This is a genomic window from Nocardia sp. NPDC051990 (assembly GCF_040680755.1).
Classification (GTDB): domain Bacteria; phylum Actinomycetota; class Actinomycetes; order Mycobacteriales; family Mycobacteriaceae; genus Nocardia.
On record NZ_JBFAXH010000021.1, the window covers coordinates 33,067 to 56,860 of the forward strand.

18 protein-coding genes are annotated in these 23,794 nt (G+C 67.1%); 10 read left to right on the forward strand and 8 right to left on the reverse strand.

Going from position 1 to position 23,794, the window contains the following annotated elements; all coding sequences use genetic code 11:
• The first annotated feature begins 122 nt into the window (after positions 1-122).
• Together AB0L63_RS28155 and AB0L63_RS28160 are read left to right on the forward strand one after the other, a co-directional pair.
• The gene (locus tag AB0L63_RS28155) at positions 123-1,487 is read left to right on the forward strand and encodes a 3-oxoacyl-ACP reductase (RefSeq protein WP_364506616.1); all 1,365 of its coding nucleotides are present in this window, start codon (positions 123-125) and stop codon (positions 1,485-1,487) included.
• Complete coding sequence (locus AB0L63_RS28160) at positions 1,487-2,353, forward strand: MaoC/PaaZ C-terminal domain-containing protein (protein WP_364506618.1); 867 nt, start codon at positions 1,487-1,489, stop codon at positions 2,351-2,353. Before AB0L63_RS28155 ends, AB0L63_RS28160 begins: the two co-directional genes overlap by 1 nt.
• Positions 2,354-2,609: 256 nt before the next feature.
• On the opposite strand, the gene AB0L63_RS28165 is transcribed toward AB0L63_RS28160, so the two are convergent.
• The 4 genes from AB0L63_RS28165 to AB0L63_RS28180 form a co-directional block, all read right to left on the reverse strand.
• Positions 2,610-3,869 (reverse strand): DUF5685 family protein, encoded by a 1,260-nt coding sequence (locus tag AB0L63_RS28165; protein ID WP_364506621.1) that lies wholly within the window; start codon positions 3,867-3,869, stop codon positions 2,610-2,612.
• 152 nt (positions 3,870-4,021) lie between these two features.
• Positions 4,022-4,621, reverse strand: a complete 600-nt coding sequence (locus tag AB0L63_RS28170; protein WP_364506624.1) for a TetR/AcrR family transcriptional regulator — start codon at positions 4,619-4,621, stop codon at positions 4,022-4,024.
• 251 nt (positions 4,622-4,872) lie between these two features.
• Positions 4,873-6,051 (reverse strand): glycoside hydrolase family 3 N-terminal domain-containing protein, encoded by a 1,179-nt coding sequence (locus AB0L63_RS28175; RefSeq protein ID WP_364506626.1) that lies wholly within the window; start codon positions 6,049-6,051, stop codon positions 4,873-4,875.
• A 39-nt stretch (positions 6,052-6,090) separates the two neighbouring features.
• Positions 6,091-7,419 carry an ADP-ribosylglycohydrolase family protein gene (locus AB0L63_RS28180; protein ID WP_364506629.1) on the reverse strand — a complete coding sequence of 443 codons (1,329 nt, stop codon included), beginning with the start codon at positions 7,417-7,419 and terminating at the stop codon, positions 6,091-6,093.
• A 145-nt stretch (positions 7,420-7,564) separates the two neighbouring features.
• Between AB0L63_RS28180 and AB0L63_RS28185 the strand changes: the two genes are divergently transcribed.
• The 5 genes from AB0L63_RS28185 (at position 7,565) to AB0L63_RS28205 (ending at position 14,412) form a co-directional block, all read left to right on the forward strand.
• The gene (locus tag AB0L63_RS28185) at positions 7,565-8,044 is read left to right on the forward strand and encodes a universal stress protein (protein ID WP_364506631.1); all 480 of its coding nucleotides are present in this window, start codon (positions 7,565-7,567) and stop codon (positions 8,042-8,044) included.
• A 57-nt stretch (positions 8,045-8,101) separates the two neighbouring features.
• Complete coding sequence (locus AB0L63_RS28190) at positions 8,102-9,193, forward strand: isochorismate synthase (protein WP_364506634.1); 1,092 nt, start codon at positions 8,102-8,104, stop codon at positions 9,191-9,193.
• A gap of 115 nt (positions 9,194-9,308) precedes the next feature.
• Positions 9,309-9,476, forward strand: coding sequence for a DUF2613 domain-containing protein (locus AB0L63_RS28195; protein WP_364506637.1), 168 nt, complete (start codon positions 9,309-9,311; stop codon positions 9,474-9,476).
• Between the two features lie 160 nt (positions 9,477-9,636).
• Positions 9,637-13,875: an alpha-(1->3)-arabinofuranosyltransferase family protein gene (locus AB0L63_RS28200; RefSeq protein ID WP_364506772.1), complete on the forward strand. Its 4,239-nt coding sequence runs from the start codon at positions 9,637-9,639 to the stop codon at positions 13,873-13,875.
• 126 nt (positions 13,876-14,001) lie between these two features.
• On the forward strand, positions 14,002-14,412 hold the full coding sequence (locus tag AB0L63_RS28205) for a DinB family protein (protein ID WP_364506775.1): 411 nt from the start codon (positions 14,002-14,004) through the stop codon (positions 14,410-14,412).
• A 210-nt stretch (positions 14,413-14,622) separates the two neighbouring features.
• On the opposite strand, the gene AB0L63_RS28210 is transcribed toward AB0L63_RS28205, so the two are convergent.
• Positions 14,623-15,828, reverse strand: a complete 1,206-nt coding sequence (locus tag AB0L63_RS28210; protein ID WP_364506640.1) for an acyltransferase — start codon at positions 15,826-15,828, stop codon at positions 14,623-14,625.
• Between the two features lie 237 nt (positions 15,829-16,065).
• Between AB0L63_RS28210 and AB0L63_RS28215 the strand changes: the two genes are divergently transcribed.
• Entirely contained in the window at positions 16,066-17,190 is a 1,125-nt protein-coding gene (locus AB0L63_RS28215; RefSeq protein WP_364506643.1) for a DUF3068 domain-containing protein, read from the forward strand.
• Positions 17,191-17,280: 90 nt separating this feature from the next.
• On the opposite strand, the gene AB0L63_RS28220 is transcribed toward AB0L63_RS28215, so the two are convergent.
• Positions 17,281-17,646 (reverse strand): VOC family protein, encoded by a 366-nt coding sequence (locus AB0L63_RS28220; RefSeq protein WP_364506646.1) that lies wholly within the window; start codon positions 17,644-17,646, stop codon positions 17,281-17,283.
• Between the two features lie 84 nt (positions 17,647-17,730).
• Positions 17,731-18,954, reverse strand: a complete 1,224-nt coding sequence (locus AB0L63_RS28225) for a polysaccharide biosynthesis protein (RefSeq protein ID WP_364506778.1) — start codon at positions 18,952-18,954, stop codon at positions 17,731-17,733.
• A gap of 448 nt (positions 18,955-19,402) precedes the next feature.
• On the opposite strand from AB0L63_RS28225, the gene AB0L63_RS28230 reads away from it, so the two are divergent.
• Positions 19,403-21,442: a hypothetical protein gene (locus AB0L63_RS28230; protein WP_364506649.1), complete on the forward strand. Its 2,040-nt coding sequence runs from the start codon at positions 19,403-19,405 to the stop codon at positions 21,440-21,442.
• Positions 21,443-21,616: 174 nt separating this feature from the next.
• On the opposite strand, the gene AB0L63_RS28235 is transcribed toward AB0L63_RS28230, so the two are convergent.
• Complete coding sequence (locus AB0L63_RS28235) at positions 21,617-22,783, reverse strand: glycosyltransferase family 4 protein (protein WP_364506652.1); 1,167 nt, start codon at positions 22,781-22,783, stop codon at positions 21,617-21,619.
• A gap of 226 nt (positions 22,784-23,009) precedes the next feature.
• Between AB0L63_RS28235 and AB0L63_RS28240 the strand changes: the two genes are divergently transcribed.
• Complete coding sequence (locus tag AB0L63_RS28240; protein ID WP_364506782.1) at positions 23,010-23,792, forward strand: class I SAM-dependent methyltransferase; 783 nt, start codon at positions 23,010-23,012, stop codon at positions 23,790-23,792.
• The last annotated feature ends 2 nt before the right edge of the window (positions 23,793-23,794 follow it).

Sequence of the window (23,794 nt, forward strand, 5' to 3'; positions counted from 1 at the left end):
CCGAGCATTGCTCGGTCCTGACGGAGCCGAGCGCCAGCGAGGTGCAGTCATGAGCACACAGACCATTCGGCAACGCAGCCGCCGGCGGGTGCGAACCACGACACACAGAAAAGGGAGAAACAGTGGCAGCCAGCAAGAGCAAGAGCAAGAGTGCACCCAACCTCTACGGATCGTTCGTACACTCCGCTCCCGGCCAGTTCCTGGCGAGCAAGTTGGGCCTGCCGCAGCCGGAGCACCTGCGCCGTTACCAGGCCGGTGAGCCGCCGCTGCCCGGCCCGGTGCTGCTCGGCGGCAAGGGCCGGGTCGCCGAACCGGTGCGCACCCTGCTTTCGGACTACACCTTCGCCGACGCGCCCGCCTCGGGTCAGCAGTACGGCGCGCTGGTCTTCGACGCGACCGGCATCGGCACGGTCGACGATCTGTCGCAGCTGTTCGAGTTCTTCCAGCCGGCCATGCGCAGCATCGCGGCGTCCGGTCGCATCGTCGTCATCGGCACCACCCCTGAGCTGACCGCGGGCGTGGACGAGCAGATCGCCCAGCGCGCGCTCGAGGGTTTCACTCGCAGCGTCGCCAAGGAGCTGCGGCGCGGAGCCACCGCCCAGCTCGTCTACCTGCACCCGGAGGCCGCCGCCACCGCGTCCGGTCTGGAATCCACACTGCGGTTCCTGCTTTCGGCCAAGTCGGCATTCGTCGACGGTCAGGTCATCCGGGTCGGCAAGGCCGACGCGGTGGCCCCGGCGGCGTGGGACAAGCCACTCGACGGCAAGGTCGCCGTGGTCACCGGCGCCGCGCGCGGTATCGGCGCGACGATCGCCGAAGTGTTCGCCCGCGATGGCGCGACCGTGATCGTCGCCGATATCCCCGCCGCCGGTGAGGCCCTTTCGGCCACTGCGAACAAGGTCGGTGGAACCGCGCTCGCACTCGACGTGACGGCACCGGACGCCGCCGAGAAGCTGGCCGAATTCGCCACCGAACGCTTCGGCGGCATCGATATCATCGTGCACAACGCCGGTATCACCCGCGACAAGCTGCTCGCCAACATGGACAAGGGCCGCTGGAATTCGGTCATCAACGTGAATCTCGCCGCGCCGCACCGCATTACCGAGGGTCTGGTGGCGCGTGGGGCGCTGAAGGAGGGCGGTCGCGTTATCGACGTGTCCTCCATCGCGGGTATCGCGGGCAACCGGGGCCAGACCAACTACGGCGCGTCCAAGGCCGGTGTCATCGGCATGGTCAACGCCGAGGCACCGAAGCTGGCCGAAAAGGGCATCACCATCAATGCCGTCGCGCCCGGTTTCATCGAAACAGCCATGACCGCGGCCATTCCGCTGGCCACCCGCGAGGCGGGTCGGCTGATGAGCTCGCTGCTGCAGGGCGGACAGACCATCGACGTCGCCGAGACCATCGCCTACTTCGCCAGCCCGGCATCGAATGCGGTGAGCGGCAATGTGGTTCGGGTCTGCGGTCAGAGCCTGATCGGAGCATGATGACCGAGACGATCACGCTCACCGAACCTCCCAAGAACAGCAGTCTGTTCGTCAAGGCCGCGCTCGGTGCGGTGCCGGTGCCGCTGGTCTCGGCGCGCAAATCGACGCTGCCCGACCGCGTCGTCCGGTTGACGGGCCTGCACGTGGATCCGGATCACCTGGCCGCGTACTGCCGGGCGACCGGGCTGCGGTTCGGCGATTCGCTGCCGCTGACCTACCCGTTCATCCTCAGCTTCCCGCTGGCGATGCAACTCGTTGTGGCACGGGACTTTCCGTTCGTCGCGGTGGGTGCGGTGCACGCGCAGAATCTGATCGAGCGCAGTCGCGAGATCTCGGTGAGCGAGCCGCTGGACTTCACCACGCATATCGAGAATCTGCGCGAGCACCCGAAGGGGCTGCTGGTGGATGCGATCACCGAGGTGAATGTCGGCCGGGAGCTGGTGTGGCGTCAGGTCACTACCTTCCTGCACCAGCAGCGCACCTCGCTCTCGGGTGAACCGAAAGCCGAGCCGAAGCCGGAGGAGGTTCCGCCGCCGCCGATGCGAACCGTTCGGGTGGATCAGAAAACGATCACTCGGTATGCGGCCGCCTCCGGTGACCACAACCCGATCCACACTTCGGCATTGGGCGCCAAAGCGTTCGGCTTCCCGAAGGCAATCGCGCACGGTATGTGGTCGGCCGCGAATATCCTCTCGAATGTCGAGGGCCGGATCCCCGAAAAGGCGACCTACACGGTCAAATTCGGTAAGCCGATCCTGCTCCCGTCCACCGTGAACGTGTACGCGGACCAGGTCGGCGGCGGCTGGGATCTAACACTGCTGCATCCGCAGAAGGGCTACCCACACCTGACGGCCACCCTGCGCTGATCCCGCCCGAAGCCGCACCTCCAGTACCGGGGTGCGGCTTCGTCGTTTCCGCCCCATTTGTTCAGGCCGATTCCGCTGCGGCGCACGAATCCGCTCGCCGCGCAGCGAATCGCCGGTAAACCAGTGCGCGGCGCGACAGAACCTGCGCGGGCAGAACCAACACAGCGCACCAGGCCGATCCATCTGCGGCGCACGAATCCTTCTCCCCGCACAGCGAATCGCGGGACAAATCAGTGCGCGGCGTACCAGAGCGGGGTCAGCAGTCGCAGCCGCAACCGTCGCAGCAGCAGCTGTCGCAGTCGCAGCAGTTGCTACAGCCGTCGCAGCAATCTCCGCAGTCGCAGTTTTTGATCCAGGCATCCTTGCGTTCGCCGCTGCATGGGCTGGTGTGGTCGGCGCAGCAGGCGTAGCCGGTGCAGTAGACGCCGAGGACCAGTGCCAACGCCTGGCCGATCCCTGGGCGGCGGGGCGGCTTCTCGAATCCGGTTCCTGGTGGCATCGGATACTGCATTGCCGGGGTGGACCGGGATGTGCTGCAGGTGTGGGCGGCTATGCCTAGGCCGCGGCCGACTCCGCGCACCAAGGAGTGCAGTGGGTCGAGCAGCATCCAGCGGATGGTGGGGACCTGGTCCAGTTCGGCCTCGGCAACCGCTCGGCGCAGCTGCGAATCCGATTGCCGCAGTAAATCGTAGGCCTCGGGCATGGTGGTTCCGGTGGCGGCGAGCGGGTTGAAGCGGCCGCGGGTCCGGTCGTCGTCGAAGTCCGCAACGGCATCGGCGAGATGCGCGATCCGTCCGAAGTGCCTGCCCGCCTCACGCAGAGCGGCGATGTTGTCCGGACGGTTGGCCAGAACTGCGGTGTGCCCGAAGAATTCCGCCGCGCAGAGCTGCGTCGGTGCGGTCAGCTCATCGAGAGAGATTGTGCGAGATGCATTTTCCGATTTCTCGGGCGTACTGCTGAGCCATGCGCGCACATTCGGTGCGACCGGACGCGAGCGATCGGCACCGGCAAGAGCTTCCAGGCGCGACTGCGAATTGATCGCGGCGACAAGCGGTTCCACATCGAGGCCGATCAGGGCTGCCTGTGATCGCGCGCCGTCGGCCCAGCGAGTCGACACCTTCGTCATCGGGCGGCGGGTGAGTACCGAGCCGTCACCATCGTCGACGTGATCGCGAATCTTGGCCGCTCCCAACAGGAGTGACGCGGTGGCCGCCAGCACTACGCCCGGCGAATCCGCACTCGCCACCTCGGCGCGACGCATCCCCCGCAGTGCGCACGGCCCCGCCGTGGTTCGCCCCGCCGCCGCGGGCAGCTGCGCCTCGGTCAGCACACTCAGGACGATCGCATCGGTATTGGTCGCCGCCCGCGCCAACTGCCCATGCCCATCCCGCAACCCCAAACACAGCCCACACATATGCGTACGCCACTGCCCCGCATCGATCCCGTATTTCGCGGCCCCATGCGAACACGGCCGCAACATCCCGAACAACTCCACCCCGTTCCCCGACCACCGCACCGGTCCATTCAATTGATCCCCCGCACTCTCGCAGCCCGCCACCACGGCCGCAAGGCCCGGCGGCCCGGCGCACGAATTTGCGCGCCACGCACGAATGAGCGTGCGAACACGCGCACGGAGAACAGTTGATGCGCGACACCGAGCTGTCGGGGTTACTCCGCCTTTTTGCGGCCTGCGAGACCGCGCCAGGCGAGGTCGTCGAGGAGGTCGACGGCCTCGCCGACTTCGATGCGGCCGGTGGCTACACGGTCGGCAATGGCCTCGCCCGCGCCGATGACAGCCGCGGCGACGATGTCGAAGTTGGTACCGGGTTCGGCGTGTTTGGCGCTGGATTCCAGGAGTTTGGCGGTCAGTTCGATAACGCGTTCGCGGGCGTTCTCGATTTCCGAGGCGAAGGCTTGCTGGCCGATCGCCTGGCGGTAGAGCACCTGCCAGGAAGTGCGGTTGCGGTCGACGAATCCGAGGAAACCCTCGAGTGCCGTGCGGACCTGTTCATGCGGGGAAAGTTGCGGATTGCCGGCGGGCGCTACCGATTCGATGAAGCGCAGTCCCTCACGCTGGATGCAGGCGCGGAAGAGTTCATCCTTGGAACCGTAGTAGAGATACAACATCGGCTTGGAGATCTTCGCCTCGGCGGCGATCGCGTCCATCGAGGTCTCGTGGAACCCCTTACGCGAGAACACCTCGACCGCGGCATCGAGCATCTGCTGCTCACGAACCGCCCGAGGAAGTCGCTTCGTTCCGCCCGCCATCACTCTCCTACCGCATGGTGAAGCTTTTATATTACTCCAAGGTAAGTTCGGCGGGTCGGATTGCGCATTCGTAAGCTCGGCGAACTATCGGCACTCGGCTCGCGTCCTTCGGCCCGCGATGTCCTCGGATTCGCGGGCACAGCTGTTCAGCTGTCCAGCGCAGTGATGTTACGCGGGCCCGGCGATTACGCGGCTGCACCACATACGACAGCTGTAGCCACTGCTTGCAGGTCGCTCGAAAAGGCCAGCATTCAGCAGGGCGCCAGCGCGCCCTTGTATCGAGCCATCCGCAGCACCGATGCGTCGACCCGGTCGGCGGGCAGGCGGCCACTCGATACCGCCTGCTCGAGGCGATCCAACACCTGCGGTACGGCATCGGTGGTGATCCACAGGGCATTGTCGGCACCCGCGATCAGCGCGGCCTCGACCGCGTCCTCGATGTTCATCCGGCTGGTGATGGCGGCCATACCACCGAGGTCGTCGGTGAAGATCGGCCCCTGGAACGGGGCCGCGCCGTAGCCGGTCCCATCACGCAGCAGCGACATGGCCTGCGGGCTGATGCTGGCGGGGACATTGGGGGTAGTCAGGTCGGGTACGTCGAGGTGGCCGACCATGACGGCGGCACCGGAGTTGATCAGATTGCGGAACGGCACCAGGTCCACCGTCTGCAGCTGCGACAGCGGCGGGGTGCGGACGGCACCGGTGTGCGAATCGCCCGTTCCGGAGCCGTGGCCCGGGAAGTGCTTCATCACCGTGCCGACACCGACCTCGTTCATCGCGCGGATGTAGGCATCGGCGTACTCGGTGACCACCGCGGGATCGTCGGAGAAGGAACGGTCACCGATGACGGAATCGTCGGGCTGACTGCTCACATCGACGTCTGGGGCGAAGTCCACCGTGACGCCCAGATCCTTCAGCGCGCGGCCACGGGTCACGGTGGCGTCATGGAACTGCTCCGACGTCATGGTCTGGGCGGTCACCCGGGCCGACGGGGCCGGGCCGATCAGATCCTTGGCCCGGGAGACCCGGCCGCCCTCCTCATCGATGGTCACCATCAGCGGTACCTTGGCCGCGGCCTTGACCTGCTTGACCAGGCCATCGGCCAGCAGCGACCGATCGGTCCAGCCGCCGACGAAGATGCCGCCGACCTGCGAATTGCGCACCACATTCGTGGCATCGTCGGCACCGGTGACACCGACGGTCAGCAGCTGGGCCAGTTTCTCGCGGGTGGAGAGCTTCGCGAGAAAGTCGGCACCGCAGTCGCCCTTGGCGGGGGTGGTGGCGGGGGCGGGGGCGGCGGCGGGAGCCGAGGAACCGGTCGTCGGGTCGTGCGTCACGGAGTGCGCCGGCGCGGAGCCGGAGTCACTGTTCGAGCACGCCGTCGCGACGGCGGCCAGCATTGCGAGCAGGACGATAGGCGTCTTCCGCATAGCACTCCAGGGTAGTCGGCACGCTCCGGCTGGTTCGACTCAGGTCCGGCTAGCGGCCAGTCGCTGCGTCCGGCGGGCCAGGTCGGAGATTCGGCTGCCGTCATGGCCGAAGACCGCGCTGTGCAGTCTGTCGTGGAACGGGTCGGTCCAGCGGGTCGGGATTCCGCTATCGCCGACCCGGATTCCGGCGACCGAACCCGCGGTCGCGCCATTGGAGTCGGTATCGCAACCGCCCTGTACGGTGAGCGCGATGGAACGGGTGAAATCGCCTGCGCCCCAGAGTAAACCGGCGGTGACGAGGCAGGCGTTCGGAATGGCGTGCACCCAGTTGTAGTGGTCGTGGCGGCGATGGATGGCCGCGAGGGCCAGCTCCCATGGCATGCCGCGGTCATGGTCGGCGATCACTTCGGCGACCGCGGCGTACAACCGCGAATGTTCCGGAATGCATTGTTGGGCAACAGAAAGCGCATCCGAGATGCCGTCGGCGGTGAAGGCCGCGGCAATCAACGCAGCAGCCCACATCGCCGCGTATATGCCGTTGCCGATATGTGAGAGTCCGGCATCGCGGGCGGCGAGTTCGGCGGCGCGTGCCGGATTACCCGGGTTGACGTAACCGTAGATATCCGCGCGGATCATCGCGCCAATCCACTCGCGATACGGATTTCGATACCTGGCGACCTGTGGCGGTTTCCGACCGGCGACCAGATTGCGGTAAGCGACCCGCTCCGCCGTGTAAGTCCGCAGAAATGGCAGATGCGTCAACCAGGCATCCGCGACATCGGATTGCGTGAAATTCGTTCCGCACGTTTCCAATAGATGCAGTCCTAGTACGGTGTAATCGACATCGTCATCGCGCGGTACACCGTCGATGCGGCCCTTCGCCGACACCGGCCAGGACGGATTCAATGGATATTCCGGTGATGGCGGCAATAATGCCGGCACATAGTCGGTCAGCGGATAGGCGTTGGCCCGCTCGAGATACGCACGGATTCGCGCGGGCGCCCATACGAACCCGTTTTCCAGGGGCTTACCGAGCGTGCAGCCGACGCAGCGGCCGAGCCAACCGCCGTGGATACGCTCGAACAGCTCGGGTAGCGGCGCGACCGGCCGCATTACGGACGGCGGTGCCACGGTTTCGGATTCGTCATAACCCCAGCCGGGATCGCGTTCGACGCTTTCGAGTCGATCGAAAACCGCCCAGCATTCGGCCGGTTCGCCAGGTTCGGCGGCAACCAACGCGCGCACCTGCGACTCGAACTCGGCTACCGGATAGCCCGATTCGAGCCGCTGTCGCCATTCATAGAACAGCAGGGTCCGCGGGTCGATCTCGCGCCTGCCGAATAACATCAGTTCGTTCACATCGGGCATATCTGCTCCCGGTCCGTGTCACCCGTCGGTTTTCTGCTGTTCAATCCTTCCCACAGCAAATTATCTGCGCGCGGCAATACCTCGGGTCGGGGTTGTCCGGAGTAATCTCATGGCATAGTCAAATGACTCCCGACTGGAGGTCATCGTGCCGTGCGATCTCATGCTCATCGCCTATGACGGTTCTGAAAATGCCAAGCGGGCCATCGAATACGCCGGCCGGTTCCTCGCGGCGAACAGAGCGGTGGTGCTCACCGCCTGGGAACCGATGGTGCGCCAGGCCGCTCGGCTGTCCGGACTATCCGGGGTGATGCAGCCGGAATGGGTGCCCGACGAAGAGATCGAGGACGTCGCCTATGTCGACGCCCGCAATATCAATACCGAGGGCGTCCGCCTGGCCAAACTCGTCGGCTTGAATGCCGAGGCGCGCACCGCGGAATGCACGACGACGATCTGGAACGCCATCGTCGAAACCGCCAACGATCTGGACGTCGACATCATCGTGGCAGGTACGCGCGGCGCCACCGGTATTCGAGCGCTGATACACAGCAGCGTCGCCGACGCCGTACTCAAACATTGCCACCGTCCGGTGCTCATGGTGCCGCCGGGTAGGGAACCGCGCCGCTGAGATTTGGATCGCTCGGGTGGCTCTGCTCCGGGGTTGGGGGGCTAGGGTCGAGGGATCATGAACGGTTTCTTGCTCGCCCAGCCCGGTGGGGTGGTTCGTGCGTCGGGGACACGGGTCACCTTCGACGAGGCGGCGCGGGCGGTTGCGGCGCTGCGGGACGGGACCGCCGAGTTGATTGTCGGTGCCCTGCCGTTCGATCCCCGGAATTCGGCCGCGCTGAGCGTGCCCGAGCGGGCAGAACGCACGGTCGGGCCGTGGCGGCCGGCGGCGCTGCCGGATTTGCCCGCCGTTCGGGTGATTACCGAATCACCGAGGCCGGCAGAGCATGTCGCGCGGGTGACGAAATTGGTCGAGCAGCTGAACGATCCGACGCAGCCGTTGCGCAAGGTCGTGGCCGCTCGATCGGTGCTGGCCGAAGCCGACAGCGTGCTGGAGCCGGAGCTGGTCGCGGGTCATCTGCTGACCAGACATCCGCATGCGAATGTTTTCGCGGTCGACCTGACTGCCGCGGGTCGGCCGGGTGCGACGCTGGTCGGCGCCACCCCGGAGGTACTGGTCGCGCGACACGGCGCGATCGTCACGCTGCATCCACTCGCGGGGACGCTGCCACGGCTCGCCGATCCGGACGCCGATGCCGCGCAGGCGCGAGAACTGTTGGCCAGCACCAAGAATCGCGATGAGCATGCGTTCGTCATCGACTGGATCCGGGAGGTGCTCACGCCGGTGTGCGCGGAACTCACCGTTCCGGACAGCCCGCAGCTGATCAATACCCATGAGGTCTGGCATCTGGCTACCCCGATCACCGGCCGCCTGCGCGATCCGGCGACTACCGCGCTCGACCTGGCGATTCGGCTGCATCCCACCCCGGCGGTCTGTGGCACGCCGACCGATCTGGCGCTCGACACGATCGCGCGGAGAGAAGAGGAACGCGGCTTCTACGGCGGCGCGGTCGGCTGGTGCGATGCGCACGGCGATGGCGAATGGGTGGTCGCGATTCGCAGTGCGGAAATCGCCGCCGACGGGCGCTCGATCCGCGCCTTCGCGGGCGGGGGCATCGTGGCCGCTTCGGATCCGCAGGCCGAGTTGGACGAGACCACCGCCAAGTTGCGCACCCTGCTCGGCAGCTTGCGGTGCGCCATCCCGAGCTGACCGACCCACGCCCCGAAATTCGGTTCCGTTATCGGTGGCCTGAACGTAGGTGATCGCGCGCGGCCCTGCTAGGTTGGCCCAGAATGTGCCTGCATCGATGTATTGGAGTGCCGCGATGAAGTTTGCTGTCCCTGGCGTTGCGAGTGCGGTCGCCGGCTCCGTGTTGGGCGCGATCGCGGTGTTCGTCATCACGATGGCAGTGCAGCAGAACACGCGGCCGAATATCGAGCGCGGCGACTCCTCCTCCTCGCTACTCAACAACGTTGAGTACGGCAGCCGCTGATTCGCCGCGGGGCGAGCGACCGCCGCGGAGGCGGTAGCCCAGCGTGACCACGGAGCGGCCCGGGAGAACCGCCAATCCACCGCAGCCCGCTTCACCGACCTCCTCCGATGCGGCACGGCATGACCGCGCCCCGCTGGGCCGCGGCTGGTTCTTCGGGACCATGGTCGCGGCGTTCCTGCTCACCTTTCTCCAGGCGCCCGGACTGACGGTCGCCGACACCAAATACGACCTGGCGCAGAATCCGCTGGGGTTCCTCGAACGCGCCGCCCATATGTGGAGCAGTCAGGCCCCGATGGGGCAGGTGCAGAACCAGGCCTACGGGTATTTCTTTCCGCACGGCGCGTTCTTCACGGTCGGGCATGTGCTCGGTCTACCCGCGTGGGCTACGCAGCGAATCTGGTGGGCGTTGCTGCTGCTCGCGGGGTTCTGGGGCATCGTCCGGCTCTGCGAAACGCTCGGCATCGGCTCGCGCGGGTCAAGGATCGTCGCGGCGGTCGCCTTCGCGCTGGCACCGCGGGTGCTGACCACGCTCGGTTCGATCTCCTCGGAGACGCTGCCGATGATGCTCGCGCCGTGGGTGCTGCTCGCGCCTGCCGCGCTGGGCACCGCCTATCGCCATCGACGCGGCGGCGCGGCCTCGCCCGCCGGTAGTGCGCTGGCAGTGGCGCTGATGGGTGCGGTCAATGCGGTGGCGACGGTCGCCGCATTCCTGCCCGCGCTGCTGTGGTGGGCGTCATATCGGCCGAATCGTAGCTGGTGGCGATTCACCCGGGCCTGGATTCCGCTGCTGGCGCTGGCTACCTTCTGGTGGGCGGTGCCATTGCTGCTGCTCGGCACGGTGAGTCCGCCGTTCCTGGACTACATCGAATCCGCGGGGGTGACCACACAGTGGGCGTCGCTGGGTGAAGTACTACGCGGCACCAGCAGTTGGACGCCGTTCGTCTCGCCGGAGCGGATCGCGGGCGCGGTATTGGTGACCCAACCCGCCGCGGTGCTGGCCACCGGACTGCTCGCGGCGGCGGGTATGGCCGGTTTGGCGATGCGGTCCATGCCGTATCGCGGGCGACTCGCGCTGATCCTGCTGGTCGGGCTGGTCGGGATCTGCGCCGGATTCGTCGGTGAACTGAGCGGGCCGTTCGCGGATTCGGTGCGAATGTTCCTCGATGCCGGGGGTGCGCCGCTGCGCAATGTGCACAAGCTGGAACCGCTGATCCGAATTCCGCTGGTACTCGGCCTCGCTCATCTGTTGTGCAAGGTGCCGCTGCCCGCGTCCGTCCCGATGCCGGTATGGCGCAGGGCCTTCGCACATCCCGAACGCGATAAGTCGGTCGCCGTCGCAGCCTTGATCCTCACCGCGCTCGCGCTGTCCACTTCACTGGCCTGGACCGGGAAGCTCGCACCGCGCGGCGCCTACGACGAGGTGCCCGAATACTGGAAGCAGACGGCGCAGTGGTTGTCCGATAATGCCTCCGACACCCGAGCGCTTGTGGTGCCCGGCGCACCCTTCGGCAGTCAGGTATGGGGGCTCACCCGCGACGAGCCGCTGCAGGCGCTCGCGGGTACGCCGTGGGCGATTCGCGATGCCGTGCCGCTGAATCCGCCGGGCACCATCCGGGCCATGGATTCGGTGCAGCGGTTGATCGCCGACGGTAGACCGTCGACCGGCCTCGCCGCGACGCTGGCCGAACAGGGCATCGGAATTCTGGTGTTGCGCAACGATCTCGATCCGGAGACCTCGCGTTCGACCCGGCCGATACTGGCGCATCAGGCGATCAATGGGTCGCCGGGATTGCACAAGGTGGCCGAATTCGGCAACCCGATCGGGACGGCCGTCAGATCAGATGATCTGGTCGTCGATGGTGATCTGCGGCCCGCGTATCCGGCGGTCGAGATCTACCGGGTCGAGGCGAGCTCCGCCGGGACCCCTATCGAAATTCACAGCGGCACCGGTGCGCCGACATCATTCCCCGGTGCCTATACAGTGCCCATGGCCTCGATCGGGACAGTTCAGGGCGGGCCCGAGGTGCTCGAACGGCTGCGCCGCGATGCCACGACCACGCCGATATTGCTCGCCTCCGATGCGGCGGCGGCCGGACTGCCGATCGGGCCGTTGACCGTGACGGATACACCGATGGACCGGGAGGCCGACTTCGGTCGGGTGGACAATCACAATTCGGCGCTGCGCGCGCCCGACGATGCGCGCCGCACGCACAATCTGGTGCCCGACTATCCGGTGCCCGGCGCGGAACTGGTGCGCGGGGAATGGTCGGGGGCGACGGTCACCGCATCGAGTTCGGCCGCCGATGCCACGCAGTTGGGCGGATCCGCGCCCGGCAGTTCGACCGCCGCGGTCGTGGACGGCGATCGGTCGACCGCGTGGATCAGCAATGGCGCCGAACACGCACTGGGACAATGGCTTCGGCTCGATCTCGACCATCCGATCAGCTCCGGGCTGCTGCAGTTGACCACCAGTGCGGCCGCGATCGGCGATCCGGTGAAATGGGTCGAGGTGCGGACCGCGAACGGAAGTGTGTCCGCACGGATTCCCGAACCTGGTATGCCGGTATCGATTTCGTTGCCGCTGGGCAAAACGGACTGGCTGACCATTACCGCCATCCGCACCGAGGACGGAACGCGCGGTGGACAGTTCGGCATCAGCGAGCTGATCCTGGACGACTACACCGACCGCAGCGCGCCGGTGCGGGTCGATATCCGGCATCGGGCCGTACTGCCGCCCACGCCGGCGGGCGCGCAGGTGCGGGCCTGGGATCTCGGTCAGGAATTCCCCGGGCGTAGTGCGTGTTTCGATGCGCCGGACCGAGTCCGGTGTAGTAAGGGACTCGCCCTGGCACCGGAGGAACCCGGCACATTCGAACGCACACTGTCGGTGCCGGAGCCAGTAAGTGTGACACCGCAGTTGACCGTGCGGACGCGGCAGGGTCCAGCGCTCGAGGCGCTGCTCACCGACCATACGCGTCCCGTCGCCCGAGGTAAGGCAGACGTCGGTGACCTGCGCGGCTCTGCCTTCGCGGCCACCGACGGGGATCCGCGGACGAGTTGGACCGCGCCGGAGGATTCGGTACGAAATCTGGCGGGCGGCAAACCGACACTTACCCTGGAATTGCCCGAACCGGCACTGGTGACGGGTCTGGACGTGACACCGTCGCTCGGCGAGCTGCCCGCCGCGCCCCTGTCGCTGGCGGTGAATCTCGGCAACGGCCCACAGGTCCGCGAGCTCGAATTGGGCGAATCGACCCGAATCTCCTTGCAGCCCAGCGTGACCGATCGCATCGAACTGAGCATCCACACCTGGAAGCCGGTACTCGACCGCACCGCCCTCGGCTTCGCCCAGACGCAACCGCCCGGTCTCGCCGAAGTGTCGGTGCTCGGCCCCGATTACCCCGCGCCCGCAGCACCGGACCGGCTGATCACCGTCCCGTGCGCGCAGGGGCCGAAGATTGCGCTCGGTGGACGTTTCGTGCATACGTCTGTCACCGCGACCGCCGATGAATTGCGTACTGGTGCACCGGTTCCCGCTCGCATGTGTGCGGATTCGGAACTTCCGCCGGAGTTGACCGACACCGGGCATGCGGGCCGCACCGGTTCGGCCGACGGCATAGGCCCAGCCCTCGGTAATGGCCCGGGCGCAGCTCGCACCCCGGCCGATACCGGCCTCGAATCCACTGACGCGATCGCGGTGGCCGCAGGGCGAGCGGATGTGACGGTCGCACCGACGGATCTGTTCTTCGTCGACCGACTTCGCCTGAACCGTACCGATTTCGATTCCGCCGCTGCGCCGCAAGCAACGACGAGATCGGGGCAGCTCCTCGTCCTGCCGCTCAGTACCAATGCCGGTTGGCGGGCGCGCACCGCCGACGGCAAAGAACTCCAGCCGGTCGTGGTCAACGGCTGGCAGCAAGGCTGGCTGCTCCCGGACAACTACGCCGCCGGATCGAATCCCATCACCGTCTCCTTCCCTATCGACCGCTGGTATCGCCTCAGCATCTTCGGTGGTCTGCTACTGCTCATCCCGCTGGTCCTGCTCGCCATCCCCCGCCGCCGGATCCCGACAACCGGGTCGCCGCCGACCACTTGGGAAAATCGCATGCTCGGCGCGCTCGGCATCGCCGCTGTCGCAACGGTCATCGCCGGGCCGGTCGGCACGGCCCTTACGGTGGCGGCTCTCGCCGCGAGCCGATTCGCCGCACCCGTGACCTCGAAAGTCCTTGCGGCCGTTGCAGGTCTCGGTACCGCCATCGCCGCCGCTGCCCTCTCCACCGGACCTTGGCGCGCGGCGAGCGGATATATGGGCGGCTCGCTCTGGGTCCAACTGCCCGCACTACTCGCCGTGATTGCCGTCGGCATCGCGGCGCTACCTGCCCGACGCGAACATCGTTGAGTCATTCAGCCGATTGCTAGCCTCGAACAGGTGACGGACTGCGCGGAGTGCGGATTCGAGTACGACCCGGCGCTGGTTCCCGAGGTGTCGGCGCTGACCAGAGTGCACGCGGCGGAGTACGCGACACTGCTCACCGGCGGTGCCGGCAGCCGAGTACTTCGGCAGCGCACCGCGCCGGAGGTGTGGTCGCCATTGGAGTATGCCTGCCATGTGCGGGATGTCCTGCTCGCACAGCGGGAACGGGTGTTGCTCGCGCGCCGGGTCGATACACCGGCGCTGGAGCCGATGGGTCGCGACGAACGCGTCGAGCACGACGGGTACAACGAGCAGCAGCCCGCGGATGTCGCCCGACAACTCGACGATGCGGCCCTGCTCTTCGCCAACGTCCTCGATCGGTTGGCACGCGCGGACTGGGACCGCACCGTCAGCTATAACTACCCGCAGCACCAGGAACGTCCCCTGCGTTGGCTTGCCTTGCACACACTGCATGAGCTCCGGCACCATCTGCTCGACATCCGCCGCCAGCTCGACAGCTGACTACTGCAATCGCGCGGGAGCCGCTGATCTTGCTGTCCGCATCGAGGGCGCGGCGACCTCGCACATCGGGCTTGATCGCCACTGTGACCAGCACCTACCCCCTCGATCTCGCCCCGCTGTTCGGAACGCTCGACCAACGCCAAGTCCTGCGGCCACCCGCGCACAGTCACCGGGCGTGAGCAATTCACTTGCCGCAGGTCCGAATCCGCCTCAGCCAACCGTCTCGTCGCGCGCTTCCATCACGATCGCAGCCGAGCGCGCGGCCTTGGCGCGATCCCAATCACGCGCGAACCGGCGCGCTGGTTCCTCGATGAGGGCATAGCTGGCCGCGGCGATCGGAAGAGTGATCGCGATGGTCAGGATGAGTACCTTGCCGAAACTGCCACCGAACGGCAGGATTCCGAAAATCGGGAACACCACCGAAAGCACCGCGAGATGCCAGAGGAAGATGCCGTAGGACCAGCGGCCGATCATCGCGGCGACCCCGGATTCCAACCAGCGATGCGGACGGGCACCGGGCGGGCGCAGCACCAGCGGGGCGAGCAGCGCGAAACCGATGATCGCGCCGAAACCCATCTTCGCCGCGTACTGCCATGGCTCGGCCCGGGTCAGCCCGGCCGGGCCGGCCAGATCGGTCGCGGAGAACAGGAAGGCGAGCAGCGCGATGCTCCACATCACCGGCTGATTGGCGAGCACCCGAAGGCGGGGCGATAGCCGATCTCTATCGACGACTAGTTCGGCGAGCAACATGCCGCCCACGAACCACGGCAGATATCCGGGCAACCAATTGTCGGCGTGAATGGCGTCGGGCGTCGGCACCGGAATGAAGCTCCAGCCGAGGCTCACCACCGCGAGCGCGAGGACTGCGGGGATACGCCAGCGTGCGGCAGCGCCACGCAGCCGCACCGCGGCGAATGCCAGCAGCGGCAGCGCGATATAGAAGGCCACCTCGACGGACAGACTCCACATCTGGGTGAGCCCGTCGGTCAGCGTGAGCGGCACGAATACCTGCGTCAACGCCAGATTCGACACCCATACCCGCAGGCCCGCGGTATCGGCCGCGCTCGGCACCAGGATCAGCACCGCGGCGACCACCACCCAATACGCGGGCAGAATGCGCGCCGCCCGATGCCGGAAGTAATAGCCGACCGACGGTGCGGTCCCCAGTCCGCGCGCCACCGCCGCATGCGGACGCCACAGCAGGAATCCGGACAGCGCGAAGAACACCGCGACCGCCATATCGAACCGTTCCCAAATCCGACCAAGCACCGGCGTATTCGCGGCGCCGGTCTGGAATGCGACGTGGGTCAGCAGCACACCGAGTGCGGCCATGCCACGCATACCTTCCAAAGCGGGCACGAAACCACGTGTGCGCGGGGGTGTGCCGGTGGTCGGCGCGGGCAGGGTGGCGGTCATCGAGTTCCAGTCTGCAAGCCTTTTCGAGCGACCTGCAAGCAATCGCTACGAATATCGCCTACCAGCCGGTAACCCGACGTTTCAGATTTCGCGCTGGACTCGGGCGATTTCTCGGTCGAATCCGGCCTCGGCACCGCATGGTACGACATAAGGCTGTTAGTGTCGGGGCTCACGAGTGCCGCGGCGCGCCCGCAGTACTCGCCGTACAGGCCCATGTTCTACGACGAGGAGAGTTGCATGGCACTGAGTGCCGGAACCAGAAGGACGGTGGCCTGCCTGCTCGTGGGTCTGGGCGCGCTACTGCTCGTCGCCACGGTGATGATCCCGACCTACACCGTCAGCAAACTGGCGAAAACTCCACTCGACCTCGAGATCACCACCATCGCGACGAACCAGCCGGGCGAGGACAGCCTGGTCCTGGACGCCAAGTCGCTCACCGCACCGGAAGGCGCGGCCAAGGTCGATACCAATGTGCCCATGATCTCGCAGCGGTTCCTCACCGTCGAGGAGCCCTCCGACGCCACTCAAATGACCGTGCAGGCCGGTCAGACGCTGCGTCGCATCGATAAGCAGGGCGACACCGGCCTGCTCACCGCGATGGTGGACCGAGTCACCATCGACCGCAAGTCCGGCGATCCGGTGGCCAAGGACCCCAACGGCTCCATCGCCGTCACGGTGACCAAGGACCTGCAGAGCATTGCCGACCCGGTCCAGCACACCGGTCTGCAGTACCGCTTCCCGATCGGCACCGAGAAGAAGACCTACCCGTACTTCGATACCAATACGCGTAAGTCCTACGATGCCAACTTCATGGAAGAGACCGAGATCAACAACATGAAGGTCTACCACTTCCAGATGAGCATCCCGGCGACCAACTTGTGGGACGTGGTCAAGGCGCCGACCAACCAGCTGAGCCTGCCCGCCGCCAAGTGGGGCCTGGAGGGCGACGAGCCGGTCACCATGAGCCGCTTCTACACCAACATCCGGGATCTGTGGGTCGAGCCGCAGACCGGCACCGTGATCAAGGGCGGCGAGCAGCTCAACCTGTTCTACGCGCGCAGCGGCGACCACCCGGATGTCACCGCGCTGAAGTCGCACCTCGTCTTCGACGAGAACACCATCGAATCGCAGATCGCGGTGGCCAAGGAGAACATCGACAAGCTGTCGCTGTACGGCCGGATCATGCCGATCGTGCTCGGTGTGCTCGGTGTCATCGCGGTGGTCGGCGGTGTGTTCCTCGGGATCCGCGGCGGAGCTGCTCCGGCCGCTCCGGCCGGTGCGGGTCGGCGTGGGCCGGGTGGGCCGGATCGTGGTGGGGATGACGCTCCGACCGAGCAGATCAGGATCCAGAAGAATCTCTGACGGTTGTTGGTCCGATACTCGGCTCCCCGGCATTGCGCTGGGGAGCCGAGTTCGTTTTCAGCGCAGGTTGGCTCGGATCACCTGCGGTGCTCAGGGCGCGGACGAACCCAGCGGGTAGGCGACGGGATGCGACGGCTGATACAGCAGCATCACCCCCGCCCCCGGAATCCTCATATCGATGCAGCGCCCGAAACTCCGCTCGGCGATCTCACCCACGAATTGCGCCCCACGCCCGCCCAATTCCGTCATCGTCTGCTCGATGTCATCACACATCAACGAGATCTCGTGGCGCGATGGCCCATCCGCGGGATGCACGCCGAGCTCACTCGGCCCCGTCCCGAAAATGAGCCAGCCGCCATGGGCGTCGACATTCGGCCAGCCGAGAACGTCACGGAAGAAGGCGCGGGCCGCGTCCGGATCCTCCGCATAGACCAGCGTGTGCACACCGGTGATCACGCTGGTGATGCTAGGTGAGCCGACGGCGCTACAACGGGTGTCCTGTCGGCCCGGCGGGTCGGTTGCACCTCGGATAGCACGTGCTCAGCCAGCTGCGCTCGACGATTCGGCAGTCCTGGAGCGGTCGGCGGTACGCAATACGATCACCACCACGAGCGTGGTGGTAGCGGCGGCGACCGAGACCGCGGTGGTGATCAGCGTCGGTACCGAGCGGGCGAAGCAGGTCATGAGGATCACCTCGACCGCCAGGCCGAGCCAGGTCGCCGCGGCGAGGGCGGTGCGATCCACGGCGATCGCCGAAAGCAGCGCACCTTGCAGCACCGCGAGGATGGCTCCCTGCAGGGCGAACAACCACAGCAAGCCTTGGATCGGCGCGTAATCCTGTCCGGCGAACAATGGCGCGATCGGCGCCGCCAGGGCCGCGCCCGATACCGCCACGATTCCGATGCCGGACAGCACTGCCAGTGCATCCCGGATCGCCCGCGCCGAATGCGTCGGCTGCGCCATCCGTGGATACAGCACCACTCCCACGGCCTGCGGCAGCCAGAACGCGATCTTCGCCGCGATCGCCCCTAGCGCGTACCGGCTCGCATCCGCCTCGTTCAAAACTATTCGCGCGATGATCAGATCCGCCGACGACAATGCCATCAACGCCGCCTGCACCTGCGCCGCGCGCAAAACCGGCAACACACCGACGGAACGCACTTCCTGATCCGCGGCGTCGCCCGCAGCGTCACCGGACAGCCCTGCGTCCGGCGACCGCTCTTTCGCCGGGGGGCGAATGCGTGCTGAGGGCGAGCCCGCGGTCGAGCGGGCGAACGCGGCGGCGACGACGATGCCCACAGCGGCGGCCCACAGTGCGGGAGCCGTGCCGCCCCCCGCGGCGAGAACCACCAATGCCGGGGCTACGCGCGCCACTCCGGCCGCGCCCAGGACTACGGCCAGGGCTCGGAAACGTCTGCTGCCCTGCAGGATTCCCTGTTCCCCGGACAGCAGGACCAGAGCGGGGGCCGCGCCAAGGGCGCCCGCACAGGCGAGTACGTCGACGTTCAGCACCGCGGTCACAACCGGTACAAGTACTGCCGCGACTACCGCGACGATCACCGCACACCGCCACTGCAACCCACGCAGCACCGCGACCCTCGCACCGCGCACCAGTTCCCTGGCCACCACGTTTTGCAAAGCCAGCGCGGGCACCGCACACAACAGCTGCACCGCGAGCAGACTGGCGAATTCGCTGTATCCGGTGACGCCCAACCACCGACTGGCCAGCATCTGCAGCAGATATCCCGCCACATTGGCCGTCATCGCCCCGGCCGTGACCAACGTCAGATCCGCCACGACGGGGAGACGACGGACAGCAGGCACGCGGCAATCGTCCCACCCCGCCACCCCGCGTCCCGCAAGCCCCGCCGTCTGAACCGCCGCGGACCTGATCGATAAGCAGACCGACGCCACCGATCGACGCCAGATCGCGCTCGGTCGCCCACCCGCCGGGCGCCACCTCGCCACGGAGGTGCGCGGGTGGCAGAGCGTTTGTCTGGCGTGATCGACAGGGCGACCACGGGTCAACCGGTCCGCAGGACGCTACAACTGTTGCGCGGCTTCGCCGCCGACTTCCCCGCAGTGCGGGCGATCGGACATTGCGCGGCAAGCGCGGCACCGACTCGCCGGTAGGCGCTGCCGGTCGCCGTCCCAACATGCGCTTGGCACCGGGGGGTGGCGGTTTGCTCGTCGGTACGTAAGGTGCACAGGCGTGAGTGGCAGCGGACCGGCTCGACGCGACCGGTGGGCGAGGTTCGTCCCCGCCGGTTACAGCGGATTGCTGGCGGCGGTCATCGCCGGGCCGCTGTTGGGGCCGGGCTATCTCCTGCTGCGCGATGCGGTCAGCACACCGCGCTCATATATGACGGACTCGGCACTGGGTCTCGGCGATGCGGCCGCACGCGCAGTCCCGCAGGACGCGCTGCTCGCCGCCCTTTCACCATTCGTCGACGGCGGTTTGATCGTCAAGACGATCCTGCTCGTCGCGCTGTGGGCGGCCGGGTATGGGGCGGCGGTGCTGGCCATGGAACTGCTTCGGGTGTCGACCGGTCCGCAACTGGTCGCCGTCACCGTAGCCATGTGGAACCCATACGTCGCCGAACGCCTGCTACAAGGCCACTGGAGCCTCCTGACCGGATATGCGGCCCTGCCCTGGACCGCATTGGCCGCCTACCGAATCCGTACCCGTCGCTCGATCACCTCCGGCGCCACTTCCCGAAGGAAGCCGCCGACCGCTGAAGCGACCGAGGGCAGCGCCACGGTTACCGCGGAGCACCCGAAGATGCGCGCGCCCAGTGGGGCCGCGGCGGACCAGGGCACGATCATCGGCACGGACTGCGGAAAGAAGTCCGCTTTCCGAAGCAGTGCGGTGGGTTCGTGGGCGGCTCTGACTGGATGCTTCGCGGTCGCGGGACTGACGCCGACGGGTGCACTGCTGGCGGGCTGCACCGCCGTGGTTCTGGTCGGACGCCGCAACCTACTCGGAACGCTTGCGTTGCTGCTGGCCACGTCCGCGCCATGGTTGACCGCGACGGCACTGTCCGGCGCGGGCTCCGACCCCTCCGACCCGGCCGGAATCGCCGCCTTCGCCGCCCGCGCCGAACCCGCCCTCGGCACCCTCGGGGCCCTGGCCGGGCTCGGCGGAATCTGGAACGCCGACTCGGTCCCCGACTCCCGCACCACCCCTCTCGCCCTGATCGCCACCGTCCTGCTCCTCGCCCTCGTGGCCATTGGCATCCGCACCACCGCCGGGATCAAGACGGGCGTTACCCGTCGCCGAGCCGATGACGTCGAATCCGATATCGCCACAACCCATTCGGCGCAGCCCGATGTCGCGACCAGCAGAGACGATGCCGCTTGCGCTGGCGGCATCGACCGCGCGGCCCTGCAAGTTCGTCGCGGGCTGCTGGTACTGGCGGCGTTCGCGGTCGTGCTGCCCGCAGTGGGGGCGACGTCGTGGGGTATGAGCGGCATGGAGTGGCTCGTTGCGCGGATGCCCGGGGCGGGGTTGTTGCGGGATACGCAGAAATACGTGGCGCTTGCCATGCCTGCCTATGTGCTGTGCGCCGCCGCTGGGTGTCGCGCCATCGCAGTGCGCTGCACGGCGAACGCCGCCGCAACGAGCTCGCGGACACCTGCGATGACGTTGACCGCAACGGGACTCATCGCACTGCTTATGCTGCCGCTGTTCGATGTGGCCTGGGGCGTCGGTGGCGCGCTGCGGCCGGTGCATTATCCGGTCGGCTGGCAGCGGGTCGCGGAGCGGATCGATGGGCCCGGGGATGTTGCGGTATTGCCCGGCGGGATGTTCCGGCAGTTTCCGTACAGCGGCAAGGTGGCGGTATTGGATCCGGCACCGCGGATGCTACCCCGCGATGTGCTGCAGACCGGTGAGCTTCCGGTGCACGGGCGGACCGTGGCCGGTGAGGGCGCTCGGGCGCGGAAGGTGGAAAACGCACTGCTGCACGGCGATTCGGCGCAGCGGTTGGGTGAGCTCGGGGTCGGCTGGGTTCTCGTCGAACGCACCACACCCGGACCGCTCGGCGAGTCGAAAACAACGCTCGCCCAGCTGGATTCGGTCTACGCCGACACCCAGCTGGCGCTGTACCGAGTTCCCGACGCCACAGACCACTTCAAACAATCGCAATCCACACACCGGGTAGTCGCTTACGCCGCCCACATCCTCTGGGCCGGCCTGCTGGTCGGCGGTCTGCTGCTGGCGGCCATAGTGCGTCCACGCCCGAACCGTTGACCGAGCGGCAGCGCACGCACACAAGTAGGGCCACGACCGGGGGCGGCCCGCTCGCGGCAGGGTGCCGATCGGTAGGCCTACTACGCCTACGACATTTCCGAGGTCGATGCAAGGACCACGACAACGGCCGCACGCATGTGGCGAGTCAGCGTCGATTTCGCCGCACGACCGCAATCAGGGACCGGGCGGGATGAGCCCCGAGGTGTGCTCCCCACGAGCCGCAGCCGCCAGCACCTCGTACACACCCTTCCCGGTTTGCTCCCAAGAGAATTCACGCGCACGGGCACGGGCCTTGTCCCCCATGACCACGCGCGCTTCGGTGTCATCGATGAGCTCACCGACGGACTCGCAGAGCTGGCTCACATCGTCGACGAGCACCCCGGTCACCCCGTCCACAATGGAATCGGTGAGTCCGCGCGAACTGCGGTAACCGATCGTCGGTATCCCGTGTTGTGCCGCCTCGATGACCGCGAGGCCCCAGCCCTCCTTGCGCGATGGCAGCACATGGACCCAAGCGCGCGCGAGCAGTTCGTGTTTGCGCCGCTCATCGACGTGGCCGTGGAAGGTGACCGCATCGGCGATGCCGAGGTCGCGGGCGTCGGCCTGCAGGTTGTCCGCCCACCAACCGTCACCGATCACATCGAGCCGCAGGCCGGGAATCCGACTCCGTAGTCGGGCGACAACCGCCAACGCGTCTTCGATCTGCTTGTGCGGCACCAATCGCGAGAGCACCACGATGCGCGGCTCTTCGGCGCGCGTCTGCGCGCAACCGGTCGGTGCGTCCGCGGGAACGGGTTCGGCGCCATTGCGGACCACCGCGATCCGGGAACCGTCCACCCCCAGCGAGGCCAGTTCCTCGGCCGAGGGCAGCGAAACGGTCAGGTACTGGTTGTGCCGATGCACCTGCGGCGAGAGCCGCGACTCGATCCACCAGCCGATCCGCCCGACGAACCGTCCGGCGACCGGCCACTGCTCCCGATGCCCGTGATGCACCAGCACCACCGACGGCGCCTTGGTCACCGCACCCGCGAAAAACGGGATCCCGTTCTGCGTATCGATCACCGCATCGGGCCGCAGACTCCGCAGCGGCCCGATACCGAGCCGTCCGAATGCGATCGCGGCCAGTGCCCGCGGATAGACGGAAAACCGCCCGCCCGCCCGGCTGATGTCGATGCCGTCGATGCGCTCCCGCTTCGGTGCGCCCGGATAGCGCGCGGTGCGCAGCGTGACCTTGACCCCGCGGGCGGCGAGCTCAGCGCCGACCTGTTCCAGGTACCGTTCGCTGCCGCCGCCCTGCGGGTGCCCGGTGTCACGCCAGCACAGCAGGAGGACTTCGCGCACAGTGAAGCTTCTCTCGTCGGCAGGTCAAGGATATCGCCGTACACCCTAACCCGCGACCCCGGCCGACCAGCCCGCACCGCGCCCCATCCCGGCAACCGGACACCGAATGAACCGCAACCGACGCTCGCGTGAATTCCCATTCCAGGCAGGCGGGACTGCGGTGCGTCGCCCGCACTGTGCGAGACTCTGCGCCGTGCCGACAGCTGAAATCGAGCCAGCCGAGGCCGTGGCGGCGTATGCCCCACGGCGTGGACGAGCCTTCTCCCGGTTCGCGCGGCGGGCGACATTGCGCCGATCGCTGCGGCTGCTCGGCAGCTTCCGGTTCGAGCAGACCGATCCCGCACTGTTCTACGGCGGTCTGGCCGTCGACAGCGCGGCGATGATCGGCGATTTCTACACCGACATCACCGGACGCGGCCTCGATGGCGCGACCATCCTGGATGTCGGCGGCGGCCCCGGCTACTTCGCCGACGAATTCGTCAAGACCGGTGCACGCTACATCCCCGTCGAGCCCGACCCATCGGAGATGCACGCCGCCGGACTTTCGGTAGCCGGTGCGGTCCGCGGGTCCGGTATGGCACTACCGTTCCGCGATAACGCGGTCGACATCTGCTTCTCCTCGAACGTCGCCGAACATGTGCCGCACCCGTGGGTCATGGCCGACGAAATGGTGCGGGTGACCCGTCCAGGCGGCTTGATCGTGCTGTCGTACACGGTGTGGCACGGCCCGTTCGGCGGGCACGAAACGGGACCGTGGCACTACCTCGGTGGCGAGTACGCCGCACGCCGCTACCGTCGCAAGACCGGCCGGGAACCGAAGAACCGCTTCGGCACATCACTGTTCGCGGTCGGTGCCGCCGACGGGTTACGTTGGGCCGCAGGCACTTCCGCGGATGCGCGCATCGTATTCCCCCGCTACCACCCACGTTGGGCCTGGTGGGTGGTTCATGTACCGATACTGCGAGAGTTACTGGTGAGCAATCTGGTGGTAGTGGCGACCAAGCCGTAGCG